This is a genomic window from Bacillus altaicus (assembly GCF_042136375.2).
GTDB classification, from domain to species: Bacteria; Bacillota; Bacilli; order Bacillales; family Bacillaceae_G; genus Bacillus_A; species Bacillus_A cereus_U.
Genome location: NZ_CM143394.1, coordinates 2,787,035 through 2,806,478 on the forward strand (window position 1 = coordinate 2,787,035; position 19,444 = coordinate 2,806,478).

Consider the following 19,444-nt stretch of genomic DNA (forward strand, 5'->3'; position numbering starts at 1 on the left):
CGATGGAAAATCAACAATATGGCTCTATAAATGATGTATTACTTGATTACAAAGAAGGTATAGGGAATTTTACGCAACAAATCCCTGAAATTGCAGAAACATATAACGCTTTTACACAAGCATGTTTTCAGGAGGGTACATTAACTAAAAGAGAAAAGCAGCTCATTGCATTAGGGATTAGTTTAGCAACACAAGACGAATATTGTACGATTTATCATACGAAGGGCTGTATTGACCAAGGATGTTCTGATAAAGAAATTTTAGAAGCGTGTGGTGTTTCAGCAGCATTTGCTGGGGGAGCTGCAATGAGTCAGGCAGTAACCTTAGTACAAGAGTGTCTGGTGGAATTGAAACATCAAAGTCATTAAACAAGAAAAAGCCCTCCTTAAAATATTCTTTTAAGGGGGACTTTCTAGTTTAGCCTAATTTTTTTGAAAGAGTTTCAATTGTTTCATATAATCGATAGCTTTTGTTTTATTCCTTTGTGTAGAAACATATTGTGCCTCGTTTATATCTCTATAATAATTATTAAATATTTCTTCAGAAAGAATTCCGTCAGAGACAGCCTTTTTAACTGCACAGTGTGGTTCATTTGTATGCGAACAGTTAGAAAATTTACATCTCCGAGATATACCTACAATATCTTCATATCCAAAATCAAAGTTATCTTTATGTTCTATCAAGTCAAATTCCATTTTACTAATAATTTATCCCTCCACTTTTGAAAAAGTTTTGTAGAATCATACAGTCAAATTATATTGTTTTTAATATGTACCTATTTTAATATTCTATATTTCCGTAAATCGATTTCTCTACATCAGGGAGAAGTGTGTATATACTCTTACCGATTAAAGATTCTAATTCATTCTTAATTGTGTAGAATCCCTTCCAATGTAAAGCGGTATGAGAGGTTGTTCCGTGTCGTAAACCAACTGAAATCAATCTTTTTTCAAGAGTAGTAAAGCCTTCCGCATCAGCAAGTGCGTCACAGAGGGTAATGACCTTATTGTATAAGTCGTAGTCACTATTTCTATTCAATATTTCAATTAACCGGCTTTCCATATAATCGGGAACAAGGCTCCACTCCGCTGCGATATCTATATGCTCATTTTTGCAAGGAAATGAATGCGTCACACAAATAATGGCGTTCCCTGTATACCCTAAATCATTCATATACATATAACCATCATAGGAATGAATAACAGATTTAGTAAAACCTTTGTATCTTCCTATATCATGCAGGAGGGCAGCATTGTATGCTATGTCAGCATCTAGGTCGTACCCATTATTAATAAGTTCTACAACTATCTTTTCAGTTGCAAGGGCAACATTACGTGAATGTTCGAACCACGGACCTGGGTTTTGTTCATATGCCCACTCGAGTAATTCTTTTGCGTATGTCCTGTCTAAAATATATTTCATATAGTTATCCTTTCTCTAAAAAATCGTATTTTAAATAATTTCATCTTAGAATTTCATTATTCCTTCTTTAAAAGTTGTTACAATGAAACAAAAGGGGGAAAAGGAATGCAAAGTATAGTAATAGAAGAAATTAACCGACTTGATGAAGATATTGAAGTGCTTTCTGAACTGTTGAAAACTGTAGTAGATGATGGAGCGTCAATAGGTTTTTTACCTCCACTAGAAGGAAAAGAAGCAGCGAAGTATTGGCAAACGGTATTAGCACCAGAAGTGATATTATATGTTGCCAAAATAAACAATGAAGTGGCAGGCAGTGTTCAATTACATCTAGTTACAAAGCCTAACGGGATACATAGAGTAGAAATTTGCAAGTTAATGACTCATCCAAACTTTAGACGTAACGGTATTGGACGTTCACTTATGCAAAAAGCAGAGGAACGAGCAAAGCAAGAAAACAGGTCTCTTTTAGTGTTAGATACTAGAGAAGGAGATCCTTCGAATAGATTGTACAAATCATTAGACTATCAAGAAGTTGGAAAAATACCGGAATATGCAATTTCTCCGAATGGTGAGTTAGATGCAACGGTAATTTATTATAAAGTGATTTAGTTTTTTATTTGAAAGGGAGATAATTTCAAACGACATATTTGTTATTATGTCTGTGTGTGGATTTATAAAAAAGATTGATAATTTAAAACAATGTTTGATAAACCCCTGTAACTTCATCTGGAATGTTCAATTAAAGAGCCAGTTTGCAGAGGGTTTTAATAGGTTTTTTAGAGTTATTATTTAAATAGGGATTTTGAAGTCTTTTGGTGAATATTAAATGTTAATCTAAAAGATGGAGGTTGCTGTGATGTTGAAACTGTTTCAATATAATTGGCAAGTTCGTGATGATTGGTTTACATTGTGCGAAGACATGCCGGATGAAGAACTATTAAAGAAACGGGTCGGTGGGTTCGACAGTATCCTATATACCTTATTTCACATTGTAGATGTGGAATATATGTGGATCTTAGGTTTGCGAGGTGAACCAGTGCTTGAGGAGCCGTTGTTTGAAGAGTATGCCAGCTTGCAAAAAGTGAAAAATCTTTCAGCTCAATACCATGAGAAAGTGAAGCAATTTGTGACATCTTGGACAAATGAAATGAATTCTCGAAAACTTTCAGAAACTGATTTCAATGAAGAACCGATTAGCTCTAGAGACGCACCAATTAGGCGCCGAGTCATTGAATGTACACACGGAGAGATAATACGTCATGTCATTGTCCACGAAATCCACCATATCGGCCAGTTATCTATATGGGCACGTGAAATAGGAAAGGAGCCTGTTTCCGCAAATCTGAGAGGAAGAGGGCTATTCGATAATTAGACTGCCTTTGCCAATTTCGCAGTTAATAACGTAGTGCAAGTTCCATCTTTATTTTAACGAAAAGATAACCTTTGACCACCTAAAATATTTTAGATGGTCTTTTTTTGTGAAAACGATGAAAAATATAGAAGAAACTGCAATAATTTATAAAAAAATACGCTTTAAATATTGTCATATTTGCTTCTTTAAGATATCCTTTTCATGAAGAGGTGGAAAACATGGAAAAAGTACTAGTTTTCGGGCATAAAAACCCAGATACAGATGCAATTTGTTCTGCGATTGCTTATGCAGAATTGAAAAAAGAATTAGGAATGAATGCTGAGCCTGTACGTTTAGGTGAAATCAGTGGTGAAACTCAATTTGCGTTAGACTCTTTTAAAGTAGAAGGACCGCGTTTTGTTGAGACAGTAGCAAACGAAGTGGACAATGTTATTTTAGTTGACCATAACGAACGCCAACAAAGTGCTAACGATATCGAATCTGTTCGTGTGTTAGAAGTTATTGACCATCACCGTATTGCTAACTTTGAGACAAGCGATCCTATATACTACCGTTGTGAGCCAGTTGGTTGTACAGCTACAATCTTAAACAAAATGTACAAAGAAAATGGTGTTGCAATTCGTAAAGAAGTTGCAGGTTTAATGTTATCTGCAATTATTTCAGATTCTTTACTGTTCAAATCTCCAACTTGCACAGAACAAGACGTAGCAGCAGCTCGTGAATTAGCGGAAATCGCTGGTGTAGATGCAGATAGCTACGGCTTAGAAATGTTAAAAGCTGGTGCTGACTTAAGCGGAAAAACAATGGAGCAATTAATCTCCCTTGACGCTAAAGAATTCCAAATGGGTAACGCGAAAGTTGAAATTGCACAAGTAAACGCTGTTGATACAAACGACGTTCTTGTACACCAAGCGGAACTTGAAAAAGTTATCTCTGCAGTAGTGGAAGAAAAAGGTTTAGACCTATTCTTATTCGTTGTAACTGACATCTTAACTAACGATTCTGTTGGTCTTGCGATCGGTAAAGCAACAGACGTTGTTGAGAAAGCATACAACGTAACATTACAAAACAACACAGCTACTTTAAAAGGTGTTGTATCTCGTAAAAAACAAATCGTTCCTGTATTAACAGAAACATTCCAAGCTTAATATTATTGAGTATGGATAAACAGAAAGGACAAGTAGTCGGATTGGCTGCTTGTCTTTTTTTATTATAAAATTACAGATGGGAAATAAAAAAGGATAGCAGTTGCTATCCTTCTTATCGTTCATTCATAAGATCGTTTCTTATTTATATAAAATGTAATAATAGCAGTAATAATGAAAATAGGTATTGCGTACGCTTGCCCAACAAAGAATTTCCAACCTACAGTATTATAACCCTCAGATGCTGGAATGATAATCGCGATGATACAAACAATAATATAAGCTAATAATGCTGGGAGTATATTTTTCATAGTTGTTCACCTCCTTTTCATACTATATTTACATATTATATTATTGAATAGTGATTAGGCGATTAAGTATACTTGATTTTACGAAATCTTCACAAATCCACTAAAGAGTGAGGGGTATGCATGCTGTATGAAAGTGACTTTAGTACGGTGTGTTTATGTAATAATATAAATGGTTTAATTGAATGTTCTAAAATAAATCAAACCATTTATAGAAAATAATGTAATTTTATCTTTCGAGATTATTATATAGTATTCTGTAAAAAAATGTACTGAAAAATTTATATTTTATAAGAAAGTTAGAAGTGAGGTAAGAAATAACGATGAAAAGGTTATGTATAATTCCATGCGGAAAAAAGAAAATTTGGGATAAGTACCCAGATTACGGAGAGGCAGAGGCAAAAGATGTATATATTAGTCCATTCGGAAAAGCATGTCAGGCATATGCAACTGAGTTTTTCGAGAACTGGGTTATATTATCAGCGAAGCATGGATTTTTAAGACCAAATGATATTGTAAAAGAAAACTATGATCTTGCATTTGATTCAAAGAGTGATGAGATTATCAGCATTGAACAATTAAAACAACAGATGATTGATAAAGGCTTACTTCAGTTTGATGAAATAGTCTTACTTGCAGGGAAGAAGCATAAGAAAGTAGTGACAAAATTATATCCAGAAGAAATCATTACATATCCGTTAGAAGGGTGTAAAGGGATTGGGTATATGTTGCAGAGGTTGAAAGGGGCAGTGGAGGCGCAAAAGGAAGTATAGAAATAAATTAGTAATATAGATTCAAATTATACCAAATTAATACATTTAAAATAGACTAGTAAACAAGCCTTTTTCGTTTTTAAACATAGAATATGATGAACGCTATTGAGGGGAGAGTCATATTCATGTGTAATAATTGTGGTTGTAGACGCAGAGATTGTAATAGATTTTGGGATGATTTAATGTTTGGAAGATGTAGACGCAGAGATTGTGATGATTGTGGTTGTAGACGTAAACGTGACTGTGATTGTGATGATTGCCGTCGCAATCGTAAACGTGACGACGATGATGATAAATGTCGTAAGTGGTAATATTTTAAAAAGAGTACTTTGAAGTAAGTACTCTTTTTGTGTATAAACCTTTTAAATTCCATCTTGAACAGATTTTTTTTCAATTTCCCATGAATCTTGTTTTATAATCTTTAAAGCTACATTAGTACCATTAGATTCCTTATAAAAGATATATCCGTGGTTTGATTTAACGTAAGTTAAAGGTTCGCCAATGCAATCTTTAGAACAAGATGTGTTAATAATTTCAATTAATGATAATTCACTCGGATCAGTTTTACTAGCATTTATTAGAGTATCAAGGTTCGTTTTACGAAAACCTTGTAAGTTTACATCGAAATTCTTTTCTATTTCTCCAGTAACGTTAATATTCATTACTTCAACTGAATTTTTCTTTTCTAAAAGAAAACCATTTCCATAAAGGAATTTTGTATATCCAAGCCATGCGATTAAAAATAGTATAAAAAACATACCAGCTGTTTTAAGTTTTCGAAGCCGTTTACTTACGATTGTTTCTGAATATTTCATTCAGCTTAATCCTCCAATGTTTTTATTTTAAAGTATGCTTGGATACATATATTTAGAAGAGGATGAAAGTTAGCGATCAAGTGATTCAAAAAAGAAAGCATCCGAAGTTAGATACTTTCTTTTTGGCAATTAGCGCTATCTGTTAGTTACTTGTTTCATAAGAGGTCTTATTTCCTTAACAGGTGGTTTTTTATCATAGGCATCAACGTAAGAAAAGAAATAATTCAAGTTTCTAAGAAGTCCTTTTCCTATTTTAGCGCTTAAGAAGGGGAATACTTGTCCAGTGTAATCATCGAGAGATTTACAGTAGTACTTTTCATCTAAGTATATGCTGTATTTACATGTTAGTTCTACTAATGAGTTACCTTCATCATCAAATACTTCTTTAGAATCAATAATGTCTATTAATGCGAATTTTTCATTCAGATAAACTTTCTTCTTTTTCTCGTGCTTATTTGTAAGGATAAATACGAGACCAATTGCGTTAATCAAACTATGTCCTCCTATAAAAAACGGATATTAATAAAATATATCGATATACGTTAAATGTAAAGAGGAGTGGGGAAATATCATTGATAGAAAACTAAATAAGCCGATTTGTTTTTTCAAATCGGCTTATTTTTATTGAAATACTTGCGGAAATTGTTTTACGATTGCATCTGTTATCATGTCGGCCATTTCTAATGCTTCTTTTTCAATTTTATCGTATAGTTTTACACTGGCATCATAATCCTTATTTAGGAAGGCGAGTGCTTCCGCTTTCGTTAACGCTAAATGCTCATAAAACATTTTTCTAAATGCTTCTTTTTCTATATAGGGGTTGATACTGGTTAGAAACTCAACAATTTCATCTCCATTAGCGTACCACTTCTTTTCTATAGCGGCCGCTGCGTTTTGATCACCAGCTTTTGCGGCTTTAACAAGATCAGCAGCGATTGTTAAGTGGTCTTTAATTAATGCACTATATTTTTTTACTGCATCTTCACCGTAGAATGGTTCAAGTGATAGGCCCATGTGTGTTGCATTTTGTAGAAGACGTCCAACAGTAACGTTTACGTCTGGCAAGTTAAAGATGATGCCTATAATGGCTAATCGCGTCCAAGTGACGTGTTGTTCCCATAAAGAACGCATATATCCTTTTAAAAAGTTTTCGTTTTTACTAACTCGGTAATTTCGTACAAATGAATCGAAGTTTCCATTAGTGATATGATAAGGGGAGTAATACGATTGCCAATAAGTATACATAAATAGTTACACTCCTTTGAACATGTATATCTCACAATATGATAAACGTTATTTTTAAGTTACGTGTCCAAGAGTTTTTTTGAGAGTTGGAAAAGGAGAAAGTTGAAAGGGAATAAAAACATACTTATGATATATACGAATCAAAAGAATTTTAAAATAATAGAGGTCCTGCAAGGGAAATTGCAGGACCTCAAAAGGGTATTGCCGAGATGTCGGACTCGACTACGTAATATTAGCATAAAAATTTTAAAAAATAACCTGGTAAATGCGTCCAAATGAAAAGGATAATTTTTAATAAAGTTAAAGGGATCTGCTTCCCGCAGCAGATCCCCTTAACTAGATAATGTTGATGAGCAAAAACTCATCTAGAGTACCTTCATAGTAACAAATGAAATTCACTTTGTGTATTGAGAAAAAATGAATTGCTTGTATGAATGTAGCAGATTTATATTTTGCTTTTTGGAATTATAATCATTTGTGGAGAGTGGAATAGGGTTCTAAAATGGAGAAGAGACTTTTCAGCCAGGCTACGATACATTGCAATATGTAAGTATAAAAAAGACCTGCTAATTTAAGCAGGTCAACATAAGGGGTTTATCTAACAGATTATTATATATGGTAACAACTGTATTGTAGTAAGTCTATAACTTATATGTTGAGAAAATTTGTTTGAATAATATATATTTGGCACATGTATTAACGTTTAAAAAGTTGAAAAAGGAAATTCATAAGCTTGCTATAAGAAAATAAGGGCTGATACTTATAAAATGATTCATATTTCCACGCATCATTATTAGAGAATTGGAGTTGTTTATTTGACTCTTTAGGCTTGATAGAACTATTGTAACTACGTTTCATAATTTAACCTCCTCAAATTCACATGTATACGATTAGTAGTATTCTAGGAAGGCGAATAAAATGAATATTTATGTTGAAATTTTTTCTTCTTGTATACTTAGATTTGTGTTTTACATGTTGTAAAACGTAGAAAACAACTAAAACACTGATACTAATTAATATCCAACACGAAGAGAAACTTAGAATAATGCAAAAGGATGGCGTGAATCAGTACTTTCATGATGCATAAGTGATGATATAATAGGAATAGATGAAAGATATAGAAAAGCAGGTGACTCTTTTTTGTTTACAAAAGCACAAGAACTTTTAGCGTCTTATTTCGGTTATTCGTCATTCCGAAGAGGACAAGATGAAACAATTAAAAATGTATTAGATGGGAAAGATACAGTTTGTATTATGCCTACGGGCGGTGGTAAGTCAATTTGTTATCAAATTCCCGCATTAGTATTCGAAGGAACGACATTAGTTATCTCACCTTTGATTTCACTTATGAAAGATCAAGTAGATACATTAATACAAAACGGTATTTCCGCTACATATATTAATAGTTCTATTTCTATTACAGAAGCGAATCAACGAATTCAATTGGCGAAACAAGGGCATTACAAGTTGCTTTACGTGGCGCCTGAGCGTCTTGATTCTATGGAGTTTGTTGATCAACTTATCGATATGAAAATCCCGATGATAGCAATTGATGAGGCACACTGTATTTCACAGTGGGGTCATGATTTTCGTCCTAGTTATTTACATATACATCGCATATTAGATTATCTTCCAGAAAAACCGCTCGTTTTAGCATTAACAGCAACAGCAACACCACAAGTACGTGATGATATTTGCAATACGCTTGAAATTAATCAAGAAAATACAATTATGACAACGTTCGAGCGCGAGAACTTATCGTTTTCAGTAATTAAAGGACAGGATCGTAATGCGTATTTAGCAGATTATATTCGTCAAAATCAGAAAGAATCTGGGATTATTTATGCAGCTACAAGAAAAGTAGTCGATCAGTTATATGAAGATTTAGGGAAAGCAGGAGTTTCGGTATCAAAATATCATGCTGGTATGAGTGATCACGATCGAAATGAACAGCAAGAACTCTTTTTACGAGATGAAATCAGCGTTATGGTAGCGACATCAGCGTTTGGAATGGGGATTGATAAATCGAATATTCGTTACGTTATTCATTATCAACTTCCAAAAAATATGGAAAGTTACTATCAAGAAGCAGGGCGTGCTGGTCGTGACGGATTAGATAGTGAATGTATTTTGTTATATTCTTCTCAAGATGTGCAAGTACAACGCTTTTTAATCGATCAATCAACTGGAGAATCACGTTTTTCAAACGAACTTGAAAAACTCCAAAATATGACCGATTACTGTCATACAGAACAATGTTTACAATCATTTATTTTGCAATACTTCGGAGAAGAGCCGAAAGAAGATTGTGGCCGCTGCGGTAATTGTACGGACGACCGTGAAAGTATCGATGTGACGAGAGAATCACAAATGGTACTATCTTGTATGATTAGGACGAACCAACGATTCGGAAAGCAAATGATTGCACAAGTATTAACTGGATCTAAAAATAAGAAAGTCATTGAATTTAATTTTCATACTTTACCAACGTACGGACTTTTATCAAACCGTAGTGTGAAAGAAGTCAGTGAGTTTATTGAGTTTTTAATTTCAGAAGAGTTAATCGCAGTTGAACATGGTACGTATCCGACATTAAAAGTAACGGAAAAAGGAAAAGAAATATTACTTGGTAAAGAGAATGTTTTACGCAAAGAACGAGTAGAAACGAGACAAATTGTTCAAGACCATCCTTTATTTGAAGTGCTTCGTGAAGTGCGTAAAGAAATTGCGCAAGGAGAAGGTGTACCGCCGTTCGTTATTTTCTCTGACCAAACGTTAAAAGATATGTGTGCGAAAATGCCACAAAGTGACTCCGAACTCCTAACTGTAAAAGGAATCGGAGAACACAAACTTGTGAAGTACGGGTCTCACTTCTTACAAGCAGTTCAGCACTTTATTGAAGATAATCCAAACTATGCTGAATCAATTAAGACTGAAGTTGTTTCAGAGAGTAAAAAATCAGGAAAAGCGTCAGCGAATTCTCATATAGAAACATATGAAATGTATAAACAAGGCATTGATTTAAATGAGATTGCGAAAGATAGAGGTCTATCAAGACAAACAATTGAAAACCATTTAATCCGCTCTTTTGAAGATGGTATGGAAGTAGAGTGGCAAAGCTTTGTTCCAACAGAGTATGAAGCTCTTATTGAAACTGCCGTACAAAATGCAGAAGGTGGTTTGAAATCTATTAAAGAACAGCTTCCAGGTGAAGTGAGTTACTTTATGATTCGTGCATATTTACAAATTAGAAAGTAGAGAGCAATAAAAAGGGGATAGGGACATATGCATCATGTTTTCGTGTATGGCACGTTAAGAAAAGAGCAAACGAATGCTCATTATATGCAAGGTGCAACATGCATCGCAGACGGAGCATGGACATATGGCAAATTATTTGATACAAACGAAGGGTATCCTGCAATGATTTGTTCAATCGAGGAAAAAGTATATGGGGAAGTTTATGAAGTAAATAGTGATGTTCTGCAAAAATTAGATGAACTTGAAGAATATACAGGTAATGCAGAGAGGGATTTATATGACCGGATTACTCAAACTATTTATTTTGGGGATATAGAAATACATGCATATGTGTATGTTGCTCAAGATAGAGAAATGTTAAAGAAAGTTATCATTTCTGGTGATTGGGTGGAGTATCAAAAAGAAAAATAAAAGCAGCTATAGAATGATGTGAAAGCAGATAGTGGAATAATCCATTATCTGCTTTTTGAATTTATACTTTTAAAATTCTTATTATTTCGATGAATTCATATTAAAAACGCCATCCTTTTTGTATATTTCTATAAAAAGAATAGCGTTTTTTTCGTTATACGGATACAAATTTACATTATCTTGATAATAGTAATAGGGCGAGAATCTATTATGTTTAACCAATAATAAAATGACACAATTGACAAAACATACATCGGTGTTATAATGATACATTGTTATCAAGGTAACAAAATATCGTTTTTTACATTAAGGATGTGAAATTATGAAACAAATAAATGAAAAAAATACAAAAATTAAAGTTGAACGTGTGCAAACTGGTATTAGGATGGAAAAAAGAATGGTAAAAGTTTTGAAAGCGATGGCAGAATATCATGATATTTCGCTAGGCGTTCTTCTTGAAAGAATCGTTCTACATTCTTTTGAAAATAAACCTGTATTTAGCGATGCAAGTCTTGAAAAAGTTAAAGCTATAAAAGAAGTTTACGATATGGATTATGGCCTAGAAATAAGTCGTCAGTGGAATGCTTCGGATAACTAGAATGATTATTTTCACATACAGTGCCATCTAGATTTTTTGTAAGCAACCTATGAAGTGAAAAAAATAAAGAGAGAGAAAATTTTGTTCTAAGGATACTTCAAAATCTTAGATAAAGAGGCATGCTTTTCTATATTTCAGAAAATTATAAATCTAGCTATTGACTTTATGAATGGATTTTTAATACAATTATGTCTTGACTAAAAAAATTGGAACGGACAGGAGGGAATCATCAAATGAACAACACTTTTGAAGAAGAGTTAAAAAAAATGAAAGATACTTTAAGTACGATGGATGATCAATTAGAACAGCTTGAAAAAATTCCGGTTTATTATGGAGAAGATTTTAAAGAGCAAATTCTTGAAAGTATGAGGGAGTCTAATAGACAAAGCTTACGTATTGGTGTACATGAGCCGTATTTTGGAAGATTAGACTTTCAGGAGGATGGCAAGGAAGAAGTTATGCCGATTTACATTGGTAAAGTAGGTGTTTCAGATAAAGATACGATGAAACCAATTGTAATTGATTGGCGTGCACCTGTCGCAAGTATGTTTTATTCATTTACCGGTGGTGAAGAATTAGCATTTTATCATTCACCAGACGGATTAGTAGAAGGCGATGTTTATTTAAAGCGAAACATTTCCATTCGAAAAAGAGAACTAGAACGTGTTGTTGATACATATGTGAAAGGAAATGAAGATGTCTCGCATGCTGATGATTTTCTTCTATATCGATTAGGTGAGAATAAAGATAATAAATTAAAAGATATCGTTTCGACTATACAATCGGAGCAAAATGATATTATACGTGCGGAAAGAAACTTACCATTATTAATTCAAGGGGTTGCAGGGAGTGGAAAAACAACGATCGCTTTACATCGCCTTGCTTTTTTAATTTATGAGTATCGTGAACAACTTGAAGCGGAGAGAATGATCGTATTCGCTCCAAATAGTTTGTTTTTAGACTATATTTCGAGTGTACTTCCTGAGTTAGGGGTAGGAAATATTAGTCAAACAACGTTTTCAGATTGGGCATTACGTACGTTAGATGGTTCGGTGAAACTAAAGCAAACAGAAGAAAAATTGAAAGAAGCTTTTTCAATTAATCGCGACGAAAAAAAGGTTATGCTCGGTAAATTAAAAGGCACGCTGGAATTTAAGTCGTTTATTGAAGAAAGAATGATTCAATTTGAAAAAGAGTTAGTGCCAACAAAAGATTTTGAGGCATGGGATAAAGCAGTTATTCCAGTGGAAGACGTTAAAAAGTGGATGCAAGTTGAATATAAACATTATCCATTAAAGAAAAGAAGAGAACGTTTAGTTGGCCGAATGAAGCGCTGGATTGAAATTGAACTTAAAAAGTTTGGAGAAACAAACGAGAAAAAGTTACTAAAAAAAGAAGCGACAAAGAGATTGAACACATATATGAATTTTTGGCCAAAAATGAGCCCGCTTTCACTGTATAGTTCAATGTTGAAGAGTAAAGAAATACTCGAATTATTACCTGAAGAGCTTGTTCAAGAAACAGAAAAGAATAGTCGTAAAAAAGAAGTGTATGTAGAAGACTTACCAGCTTTAATTTACATACATCATCGCATAACAGGAATTGAAATCGGACAGAAGTTCCATCACGTCGTTATTGATGAAGCGCAAGATTTCTCTCCTTTCCAAGTTTATGTATTAAAAGAAATTACACTTGGTAATTCTTTCACTATATTAGGTGATTTATCTCAAGCGATTTATGATTATCAAGGAATTGAAGACTGGGGTGCTTTTAAGGAAGTTTTCCAAGAAACAGGTTATTATGAACTGACGAGAAGTTATCGTTCTACAAAAGAAATTATTGAATTCGCGAATGAAATAATTAAAAATGCAGAGATTCCAGTAGGACTCGCAAAACCAGTTTTCCGTAGCGGTGAAGACGTGAAAGTAATCCGGGCAGAGGACCAATTTACTGAAGTTTTAAAGACATTACAGTATTTGCAAACTGAAGATGTGAAAACAATCGCGGTAATTGGAAGAACAGACGATGAATGCCGTGATATATATGAGAAGTTAACAAATGCAGGGTTGAATGTTAATGTCATTGAAGCAGATCAAAGCAAATATGAAGGTGGTATTTCGGTAGTACCTGTATATTTGGCGAAAGGATTAGAATTTGATGCCGTACTTCTAATCGACGTTGATGAGGAACATTACAAAAATACAAAACATGATGCGAAATTATTGTATGTCGGATGTACGAGATCGCTTCATGATTTATGGATTTTCCATAGTGGGGAAGCGTCACCTTTAATTAAGGAATTAAAATAAACGTAAAAAGAGGATTTTTTAGTAGTGCATAAAAATCCTCTTTTTTATATTTAAAAGGTATATGAATTAACGACCTAGGCTGTTGTTTAAATAATGTAATATCATATTCTCTAATTCCTTAATTTGTTCTTTTTCCCATAGACGAATAGCATCTACCGGATTTTGTGTATGCTTTAGCCAATCTAGAACTAATTCTAGTTGTTCTTGTATTTGCCCAATTTTTTGTTCTTTTATGTTATCATCCCAAATTCTATCAATTAATTGAACCATATAGGGAAGTTTTTCAATACATTCGTTTAAATCTCCGCAATACCCTGATGGGAATTCATGTGTCCCAAACTCTAAGCAATCAATATAGTAAGAAACAAGACGTATCATTGCCTCTTGTTCGGTATCGCCACCTAATTCAATGGCTTTTTGGAGAAGTTGTTCCAAATCCTCATCAGTATTTCCGGAACCCATATAAAGTCCCATCCATCTAAAAGGTCTTGAATCAGATGGATCCTTTTCTAACCATTGATATAGAATGTCTATTAGAAAACAATTTAACGGGAAAGTTAATACCTCATTTTTCTCGTTGGATGTATCTAAAATAGTAAAAAGCATAATAGCAAACTCTTGTTAATCTTTGGATTCCCATTTCTTTGCATTTGTAATAAATGTATCTAAATGTTTAAAAGCTATTTTTCGAAGTCCTGCTTCGAGCTGCTGGCAGTAAGAAATGAAATCATGCCAGTTCTCATTTGTACTCATATGTATAATAATGGTTTATAATGCAGTGTGATTTTTACTCATTAGTTATGTATCTCCATCCCGATAAAATGCTATTTTAATTGAATAACGTAAGCATATAGAAAAAATTCACTGGAGTTATATGATTTAATATGTGCGTTTAAGTATAAATCTTGGTGATGGAAGTGTTTCTTGTTCTGCTTCAAAATACGCAACTTGTTTTGTAATTGAGTATAGAATAGAAGGCATTCCCATTCCAACAGCAGCCTCTAATGCATCCAGCAAGGGGAGTGTTTTCCCATCAATTTTTGTGTCCCATGATATGGCGTAGCAAGAATCGCCGGCCCCATGTTCTTTTAGCAGACGATCTATAGCAATTGGACAGGAATTAGGTTTAGGAATTTCAATCATATATTCTTCACGTAACGTAGTTCTGTAATTATGGCAAAGTCGACCGATCGCATCTTTACGTTTCTTAGTAGAAGAAAGCTCAAACAGGACTCTATCTTGAAGTCGCTTAGTAAAAAATGATTTTACAATGATCTCTTCTAATTTTTTATCCATTAAAAGTCTCCAATCTATTAATCATGTGTTGAAAATTTTAGTATTATTATATCATTACATATATTAAAAAAGGAGAGTAACTATGATTACAAAAGTAATAACAAAAAGAAATTGGGAAATCGCAAAAACAACTAGAGAGATTAATGAAGCCTCACTTAAAGAAGAGGGGTTCATTCATTGTTCATTATTAGACCAAGCTTTAAAAGTTGCGGAAACACATTTCAGTCATGAAGAAGATGTTTTATTACTCACAATTGATCCATCCTTAGTAAAAGCAGAAATAAAATATGAACCTGCTTCTAACGGTCAAAAATATCCGCATGTATACGGAGTAATCAACGTAGATGCAATTGTAGATGTTGTCCCATTTCCAAAAGAAAAAGGAGAGTTTATATTACCAGAGGTACAAAGTTAAGCGTGTTATATAGGCATTTAAGTTAGCTAGAAAAGCACAAATCATATCGTTTGTGCTTTTTATTGTATATTTTTTTGAAAAATCATTGTTTTTGTCACACTAATACTGTACGATACATAGTATAAAACACATACTGTATGACATATAGTAATGGAAATGAGGTGGATGAATGGATACTTTATTAAATTCATTAATTACTGAGCTAAGGAGAGGGACATTGACATTAGCGGTGTTAAGTCAATTAAGAACGCCGCAGTATGGATATTCGCTTGTCCAATTATTGGAGCAATCAGGAATCATGATAGATCAAAGTACTTTATATCCACTACTTCGCCGATTAGAAAAGCAGGAGCTAGTGACGAGTAGTTGGGATAAAACTGAGAGTAGACCTCGTAAGTATTATGTTTTAAGTGAATATGGGTTAGATATATTTTTGCAGTTGAAAAAGGAATGGATAAAGGATTCGAAAGAACTTTATAACTTATTAAAGGAGGAGGACAAGAATGAGTTTGATTGATATCTACGTCGAGGAAGTTGCGAAGAGATTACCTGAAAAAAATCGTGAAGATATTATACTTGAACTACGGTCAACAATCGAGGATATGTTACCTGATGATTATAATGAAGACGATGAAAAAAGTGTTCTTGAAAAATTAGGGAGTCCAGTCTCATTGGCTAATGGGTACTTGGATAGACCGATGCATTTAATTGGACCACGTTATTTTGATGTGTATATGACTTTATTAAAAATGATTATACCGATTGCGGTTGTTATTGCGCTTATTTCAATGGTTGCAGAAAATTTTATTGGCTATAGTGGTGATCAGGCGGTATTAAATGTAATTTTAAAAATGATAGGTGAAGGCATTGGGGAAATTGTCGAAGTAGGCCTCCATGTATTTTTCTGGTTGACACTTGTATTTGCTATTTTAGAAAGAACAGATAAAGACAAAGGTACCCAACCGTTGACGACAAGTTTAAAAAAATGGACTCCTGATGATTTGAAAAATATCTCGTATGTTCCAAAGAAAAAGTCGATCTCAAAGTTTGAAGTTTTTGGAGGTTTGATGTGGACAGCAGTTTGGGCTACACTTTACTTTTATGCGAATCATCTTGTTGGCGTATATAATGGCACAGCAAATGGACTGAAGTTTGTCGCGCCAACTTTTAATCAAGATGTTTTACTCCAGTACTGGCCAATCGTTGTAATTATGATCGTTTTCGAAATAGGTATATCACTTTATAAATTAGTACAAGGACAATGGACGCAAAGATTGGCAATTGGGAATGCTATTCTTCAAGTAGCTGGAACAATAGTATTCATTGTAATTGTAGTAAATCCGCATTTATTTAACGAAGGATTTATTACGTATGTGGCAAATGTGTTTACTATTTCCCCAGAGGAATTTAAAACGTGGTTAATCGGCGGTGGAATTTTTATTTACACGCTGTCTGCTGCAATAAATATATTTGATGGTTTCCGAAAAGCTAGTATTCGTATGTGGAAATGAATCAGAAATTCCGATAATATGAAACCATTTAGAAGATAACCATTATGAAAGGAAGAAAACAATGATAAGGGAAGCAACGAAAAAAGATTTAGCATGTATTTTAGATATTTATAATGATGCGATAGTTTATACAACAGCTGTATATGCTTATAAACCTGTAACCCTTGAAAATAGAATAGATTGGTATGAACAAAAAAAGACTGACGGTTATCCAATTTTAGTATACGAACTAGATAATAAAGTAGTGGGATTTGCAACATTCGGTCCATTTAGGGCATGGCCTGCTTATAAATATTCAGTTGAACATTCGATATATGTTGATAAGGAATATAGAAAAAATGGAATTGGGACGTCTTTAATGAAAGAACTAATAGCTATTGCACAGGACAGAGAATATGTGACGTTAATTGCTGGAATTGATGCGGAAAATGAAAAGAGTATTGCCCTGCATCAAAACTATGGATTTGTTCATGCAGGGACAATAAAAAAAGCCGGTTATAAGTTCAATCGATGGCTAGATTTAGCTTTTTATCAATTGGAGCTTAATGGTCCTAAAAATCCTACTGAAGAATAGCTGTATCTATTACTGTAAAAATAATTTTAAAAAGAAATTGTGTATATTTCAAAAGATAGTATGAAGAAATCTCATGCTATCTTTTTTGTATTCACCAATATAATTTAACAAAGGAGGGTTTTGACATTTTATATCGAATTTTCAGAGGGTGATATAACAATATAAAAAGAGGGATGAATATGGAAACTGTCATACGAAAAATAAAAGAAATACAATCTGGTCAAGTTGGAGTAGCTGTTTACTCTTCAAAATATGAAAATATAGTTGCCTCCTATAATAATAATCTTTATATTCCATTAGCATCAGCAGCAAAAGTGGCAATTGGATTTGCAGTAGCGAGGATGGTAAAGGACAAACAAATTAATTGGAATGATACACTTCATCACATTAAGTTTAATCCAAATGAGGATAGTGTGCAGTTATATCCTCATTTACAAGGAAGAACTACATTAACACTTAGTAAAGCGGTTGAAGTAATGATAGCTTGCCACGACAGTTATATTGCTCACTCGGTTGTAATGCACTACGGAGGATGGGAAACTGTCAGAGAAAATGTTTTAACGTACTTTTCAAAGATTCATATACAGGAAAACCCTAGAGATGAGCAAAATGTTGGAGAGTTAAATCAAGTTCTTTCACTTTTAGTACATATTTTTCAAGGGTATAAAGCAGAACCAGAATTATGGGAACCCATTATTAGTGGAATGGTAAGGCAACAAGGTAATTATGAAGGGATACCGTATTATCATTTAGCGCATGTGACAGGTGGTTTATCCACCGCTACAATAAATATTGGTATAATAGGGATGTTTCATGAATTTCCGTTTCTTTATGTAATTGGGGGAAGAGATTTACCTAATCGATTTGATAATAAAGAGGTTGATGAAACAATTCTAGAAGCTTTGAAGTGCTTATATAAAGAATATAAGATGACAAGTCAAACAAACGTTGTAACCGATAATTGAATGAAAACGTTATTTTAATAGCAGGGAGGGGAATAGTGCACCTAAAGGAGTATACCGTTTACAAAAGTGAATCGCTCATATGTATCGGGACTATAAAGGAATGCGCTCAGCATATGGGAGTGTCTGGTGATTTCTAACATAAAAAGAGAGCACAAAGGCTCTCCTTAATGGTTTTGTGATTCGCCAGCAAAACGAAAAGATTCAAGTACTTCAATACATTAGAAATTTTGTGAACATGAAGTACAAGGTCCACCAGTCGGCTGAAATACAACATTGTCAACAAAAGCTGTTGCGCCTTCTCCCCCTGTAGCAGTATTTTGGAAAGAAATACATGCTGTAGTTACAGTAGCAGGTATACACACAACAAGAATATAATGTTGGAAAAGAGATTGTGGTTGATTCATAACTGGTACAATATGTGGAATGTTTAATGGACCAAGAGTTACAGGGGCAGGAGGACATGCTTGCCCAAGTTCTGGGAAAGATACTGAAGCTATAAGAAATGCACCATCCCTTACATCTGCAGCAAAAGAAAACGTATAACAACAACCTGCGTCAACATCAACTGTTTGATTAATACTTCCACCTGGATTAATTGATGCAGCTAAGAGACTAAATGAACCATTTGACAGAAACCGGCCACTATGAACGTTTGGAAACCCTACTTCTGAAACGGAACCTGCTTGATTCCAACCTGGAACTGGATCTCCTACTACTGCCGGCTCGTCAAATCCAGGGTTGTCAAGAATATTATTACATGGACAACATCCTACTGCTGTTGGACCCGTTGGGCCAGTTACGCCTGTTGGACCTGTTGGGCCAGTTGGACTTGTTGGACCTGTTGGACTTGTTGGACCTGTTGGACCTGTTGGGCCCGTTGGACCCGTTGGACCTGTTGGGCCCGTTGGACCAATTTCAGGTGGAGGTAAAGGGGGACCAAAACATTCGCATGGAATATGAAATTTCTTTTTAAATTTACTCATTTTTACACCATCCTTATCATTCACCCACTTACACTTTATAGTGT

Annotated in this window: 23 protein-coding genes and 1 pseudogene; 15 read left to right on the forward strand and 9 right to left on the reverse strand. The window is 34.0% G+C overall.

The window, feature by feature from the left end; genetic code table 11:
- Nucleotides 1-2: 2 nt before the first annotated feature.
- Nucleotides 3-368: a carboxymuconolactone decarboxylase family protein gene (locus ACE38F_RS14545; protein WP_002085063.1), complete on the forward strand. Its 366-nt coding sequence runs from the start codon at nucleotides 3-5 to the stop codon at nucleotides 366-368.
- A 54-nt stretch (nucleotides 369-422) separates the two neighbouring features.
- Here ACE38F_RS14545 and ACE38F_RS14550 read toward each other — a convergent pair whose 3' ends face one another.
- Nucleotides 423-695: a hypothetical protein gene (locus tag ACE38F_RS14550; RefSeq protein ID WP_375368932.1), complete on the reverse strand. Its 273-nt coding sequence runs from the start codon at nucleotides 693-695 to the stop codon at nucleotides 423-425.
- 85 nt (nucleotides 696-780) lie between these two features.
- Nucleotides 781-1,422, reverse strand: a complete 642-nt coding sequence (locus ACE38F_RS14555) for an HD domain-containing protein (protein WP_375368933.1) — start codon at nucleotides 1,420-1,422, stop codon at nucleotides 781-783.
- Nucleotides 1,423-1,527: 105 nt separating this feature from the next.
- Here ACE38F_RS14555 and ACE38F_RS14560 point away from each other — a divergent pair, with 105 nt between their 5' ends.
- From ACE38F_RS14560 to ppaC, 3 genes are all read left to right on the forward strand, one after another.
- On the forward strand, nucleotides 1,528-2,031 hold the full coding sequence (locus ACE38F_RS14560; RefSeq protein WP_375368934.1) for a GNAT family N-acetyltransferase: 504 nt from the start codon (nucleotides 1,528-1,530) through the stop codon (nucleotides 2,029-2,031).
- Between the two features lie 247 nt (nucleotides 2,032-2,278).
- Nucleotides 2,279-2,794, forward strand: a complete 516-nt coding sequence (locus ACE38F_RS14565; protein ID WP_375368935.1) for a DinB family protein — start codon at nucleotides 2,279-2,281, stop codon at nucleotides 2,792-2,794.
- A 218-nt stretch (nucleotides 2,795-3,012) separates the two neighbouring features.
- Complete coding sequence (gene ppaC, locus ACE38F_RS14570) at nucleotides 3,013-3,942, forward strand: manganese-dependent inorganic pyrophosphatase (RefSeq protein ID WP_002110312.1); 930 nt, start codon at nucleotides 3,013-3,015, stop codon at nucleotides 3,940-3,942.
- 119 nt (nucleotides 3,943-4,061) lie between these two features.
- On the opposite strand, the gene ACE38F_RS14575 is transcribed toward ppaC, so the two are convergent.
- On the reverse strand, nucleotides 4,062-4,250 hold the full coding sequence (locus ACE38F_RS14575; RefSeq protein ID WP_016127117.1) for a DUF4017 family protein: 189 nt from the start codon (nucleotides 4,248-4,250) through the stop codon (nucleotides 4,062-4,064).
- A gap of 320 nt (nucleotides 4,251-4,570) precedes the next feature.
- On the opposite strand from ACE38F_RS14575, the gene ACE38F_RS14580 reads away from it, so the two are divergent.
- Both ACE38F_RS14580 and ACE38F_RS14585 read left to right on the forward strand, forming a co-directional pair.
- Complete coding sequence (locus ACE38F_RS14580) at nucleotides 4,571-5,020, forward strand: DUF6884 domain-containing protein (protein ID WP_375368936.1); 450 nt, start codon at nucleotides 4,571-4,573, stop codon at nucleotides 5,018-5,020.
- Nucleotides 5,021-5,145: 125 nt separating this feature from the next.
- The gene (locus ACE38F_RS14585; RefSeq protein WP_002085081.1) at nucleotides 5,146-5,331 is read left to right on the forward strand and encodes a hypothetical protein; all 186 of its coding nucleotides are present in this window, start codon (nucleotides 5,146-5,148) and stop codon (nucleotides 5,329-5,331) included.
- 51 nt (nucleotides 5,332-5,382) lie between these two features.
- Here ACE38F_RS14585 and ACE38F_RS14590 read toward each other — a convergent pair whose 3' ends face one another.
- The 3 genes from ACE38F_RS14590 to ACE38F_RS14600 form a co-directional block, all read right to left on the reverse strand.
- Nucleotides 5,383-5,835, reverse strand: coding sequence for a hypothetical protein (locus ACE38F_RS14590; protein ID WP_375368937.1), 453 nt, complete (start codon nucleotides 5,833-5,835; stop codon nucleotides 5,383-5,385).
- Nucleotides 5,836-5,970: 135 nt separating this feature from the next.
- A complete protein-coding gene (locus ACE38F_RS14595) occupies nucleotides 5,971-6,327 on the reverse strand; it encodes a cytoplasmic protein (protein WP_375368938.1) in 357 nt (118 codons plus the stop codon).
- Between the two features lie 129 nt (nucleotides 6,328-6,456).
- On the reverse strand, nucleotides 6,457-7,080 hold the full coding sequence (locus ACE38F_RS14600; protein ID WP_375368939.1) for an acetylglutamate kinase: 624 nt from the start codon (nucleotides 7,078-7,080) through the stop codon (nucleotides 6,457-6,459).
- A 1,140-nt stretch (nucleotides 7,081-8,220) separates the two neighbouring features.
- Between ACE38F_RS14600 and recQ the strand changes: the two genes are divergently transcribed.
- From recQ to ACE38F_RS14620, 4 genes are all read left to right on the forward strand, one after another.
- A complete protein-coding gene (gene recQ / locus ACE38F_RS14605) occupies nucleotides 8,221-10,338 on the forward strand; it encodes a DNA helicase RecQ (protein ID WP_375368940.1) in 2,118 nt (705 codons plus the stop codon).
- A 27-nt stretch (nucleotides 10,339-10,365) separates the two neighbouring features.
- Entirely contained in the window at nucleotides 10,366-10,749 is a 384-nt protein-coding gene (locus ACE38F_RS14610) for a gamma-glutamylcyclotransferase family protein (RefSeq protein WP_375368941.1), read from the forward strand.
- Between the two features lie 322 nt (nucleotides 10,750-11,071).
- Nucleotides 11,072-11,347 (forward strand): hypothetical protein, encoded by a 276-nt coding sequence (locus tag ACE38F_RS14615; RefSeq protein WP_375368942.1) that lies wholly within the window; start codon nucleotides 11,072-11,074, stop codon nucleotides 11,345-11,347.
- Between the two features lie 233 nt (nucleotides 11,348-11,580).
- Entirely contained in the window at nucleotides 11,581-13,656 is a 2,076-nt protein-coding gene (locus ACE38F_RS14620) for a HelD family protein (protein WP_375368944.1), read from the forward strand.
- A gap of 75 nt (nucleotides 13,657-13,731) precedes the next feature.
- Here ACE38F_RS14620 and ACE38F_RS14625 read toward each other — a convergent pair.
- Both ACE38F_RS14625 and ACE38F_RS14630 read right to left on the reverse strand, forming a co-directional pair.
- Nucleotides 13,732-14,409: pseudogene (locus tag ACE38F_RS14625) on the reverse strand (hypothetical protein); the annotation flags it as partial.
- 126 nt (nucleotides 14,410-14,535) lie between these two features.
- On the reverse strand, nucleotides 14,536-14,952 hold the full coding sequence (locus ACE38F_RS14630; RefSeq protein ID WP_061675051.1) for a hypothetical protein: 417 nt from the start codon (nucleotides 14,950-14,952) through the stop codon (nucleotides 14,536-14,538).
- An 82-nt stretch (nucleotides 14,953-15,034) separates the two neighbouring features.
- Between ACE38F_RS14630 and ACE38F_RS14635 the strand changes: the two genes are divergently transcribed.
- The 5 genes from ACE38F_RS14635 to ACE38F_RS14655 all read left to right on the forward strand — a co-directional run bounded on the left by ACE38F_RS14635 (nucleotide 15,035) and on the right by ACE38F_RS14655 (nucleotide 18,417).
- Nucleotides 15,035-15,367 carry a DUF952 domain-containing protein gene (locus ACE38F_RS14635; protein ID WP_375368946.1) on the forward strand — a complete coding sequence of 111 codons (333 nt, stop codon included), beginning with the start codon at nucleotides 15,035-15,037 and terminating at the stop codon, nucleotides 15,365-15,367.
- A gap of 169 nt (nucleotides 15,368-15,536) precedes the next feature.
- Complete coding sequence (locus ACE38F_RS14640; RefSeq protein ID WP_002110296.1) at nucleotides 15,537-15,884, forward strand: PadR family transcriptional regulator; 348 nt, start codon at nucleotides 15,537-15,539, stop codon at nucleotides 15,882-15,884.
- Entirely contained in the window at nucleotides 15,871-16,878 is a 1,008-nt protein-coding gene (locus ACE38F_RS14645; protein WP_375368947.1) for an HAAS signaling domain-containing protein, read from the forward strand. Before ACE38F_RS14640 ends, ACE38F_RS14645 begins: the two co-directional genes overlap by 14 nt.
- A gap of 61 nt (nucleotides 16,879-16,939) precedes the next feature.
- On the forward strand, nucleotides 16,940-17,452 hold the full coding sequence (locus tag ACE38F_RS14650; RefSeq protein WP_375368948.1) for a GNAT family N-acetyltransferase: 513 nt from the start codon (nucleotides 16,940-16,942) through the stop codon (nucleotides 17,450-17,452).
- A gap of 179 nt (nucleotides 17,453-17,631) precedes the next feature.
- On the forward strand, nucleotides 17,632-18,417 hold the full coding sequence (locus tag ACE38F_RS14655) for a serine hydrolase (RefSeq protein WP_375368950.1): 786 nt from the start codon (nucleotides 17,632-17,634) through the stop codon (nucleotides 18,415-18,417).
- Nucleotides 18,418-18,635: 218 nt separating this feature from the next.
- On the opposite strand, the gene ACE38F_RS14660 is transcribed toward ACE38F_RS14655, so the two are convergent.
- Complete coding sequence (locus ACE38F_RS14660; RefSeq protein WP_375368951.1) at nucleotides 18,636-19,400, reverse strand: collagen-like protein; 765 nt, start codon at nucleotides 19,398-19,400, stop codon at nucleotides 18,636-18,638.
- Nucleotides 19,401-19,444: the final 44 nt, after the last annotated feature.

Bases quoted from the DNA above. Each gene is read 5' to 3' on its own strand.
- ACE38F_RS14545 (WP_002085063.1), top strand. From the start codon at position 3: ATGGAAAATCAACAATATGGCTCTATAAATGATGTATTACTTGATTAC.
- ACE38F_RS14575 (WP_016127117.1), bottom strand. From the start codon at position 4,250: ATGAAAAATATACTCCCAGCATTATTAGCTTATATTATTGTTTGTATC.
- ACE38F_RS14615 (WP_375368942.1), top strand. From the start codon at position 11,072: ATGAAACAAATAAATGAAAAAAATACAAAAATTAAAGTTGAACGTGTG.
- ACE38F_RS14550 (WP_375368932.1), bottom strand. From the start codon at position 695: ATGGAATTTGACTTGATAGAACATAAAGATAACTTTGATTTTGGATAT.
- ACE38F_RS14560 (WP_375368934.1), top strand. From the start codon at position 1,528: ATGCAAAGTATAGTAATAGAAGAAATTAACCGACTTGATGAAGATATT.
- ACE38F_RS14600 (WP_375368939.1), bottom strand. From the start codon at position 7,080: ATGTATACTTATTGGCAATCGTATTACTCCCCTTATCATATCACTAAT.
- ACE38F_RS14655 (WP_375368950.1), top strand. From the start codon at position 17,632: ATGGAAACTGTCATACGAAAAATAAAAGAAATACAATCTGGTCAAGTT.
- ppaC (WP_002110312.1), top strand. From the start codon at position 3,013: ATGGAAAAAGTACTAGTTTTCGGGCATAAAAACCCAGATACAGATGCA.
- ACE38F_RS14645 (WP_375368947.1), top strand. From the start codon at position 15,871: ATGAGTTTGATTGATATCTACGTCGAGGAAGTTGCGAAGAGATTACCT.
- ACE38F_RS14585 (WP_002085081.1), top strand. From the start codon at position 5,146: ATGTGTAATAATTGTGGTTGTAGACGCAGAGATTGTAATAGATTTTGG.
- ACE38F_RS14635 (WP_375368946.1), top strand. From the start codon at position 15,035: ATGATTACAAAAGTAATAACAAAAAGAAATTGGGAAATCGCAAAAACA.
- ACE38F_RS14620 (WP_375368944.1), top strand. From the start codon at position 11,581: ATGAACAACACTTTTGAAGAAGAGTTAAAAAAAATGAAAGATACTTTA.
- ACE38F_RS14640 (WP_002110296.1), top strand. From the start codon at position 15,537: ATGGATACTTTATTAAATTCATTAATTACTGAGCTAAGGAGAGGGACA.
- ACE38F_RS14650 (WP_375368948.1), top strand. From the start codon at position 16,940: ATGATAAGGGAAGCAACGAAAAAAGATTTAGCATGTATTTTAGATATT.
- ACE38F_RS14565 (WP_375368935.1), top strand. From the start codon at position 2,279: ATGTTGAAACTGTTTCAATATAATTGGCAAGTTCGTGATGATTGGTTT.
- ACE38F_RS14610 (WP_375368941.1), top strand. From the start codon at position 10,366: ATGCATCATGTTTTCGTGTATGGCACGTTAAGAAAAGAGCAAACGAAT.
- ACE38F_RS14580 (WP_375368936.1), top strand. From the start codon at position 4,571: ATGAAAAGGTTATGTATAATTCCATGCGGAAAAAAGAAAATTTGGGAT.
- ACE38F_RS14630 (WP_061675051.1), bottom strand. From the start codon at position 14,952: ATGGATAAAAAATTAGAAGAGATCATTGTAAAATCATTTTTTACTAAG.
- ACE38F_RS14590 (WP_375368937.1), bottom strand. From the start codon at position 5,835: ATGAAATATTCAGAAACAATCGTAAGTAAACGGCTTCGAAAACTTAAA.
- ACE38F_RS14660 (WP_375368951.1), bottom strand. From the start codon at position 19,400: ATGAGTAAATTTAAAAAGAAATTTCATATTCCATGCGAATGTTTTGGT.
- ACE38F_RS14555 (WP_375368933.1), bottom strand. From the start codon at position 1,422: ATGAAATATATTTTAGACAGGACATACGCAAAAGAATTACTCGAGTGG.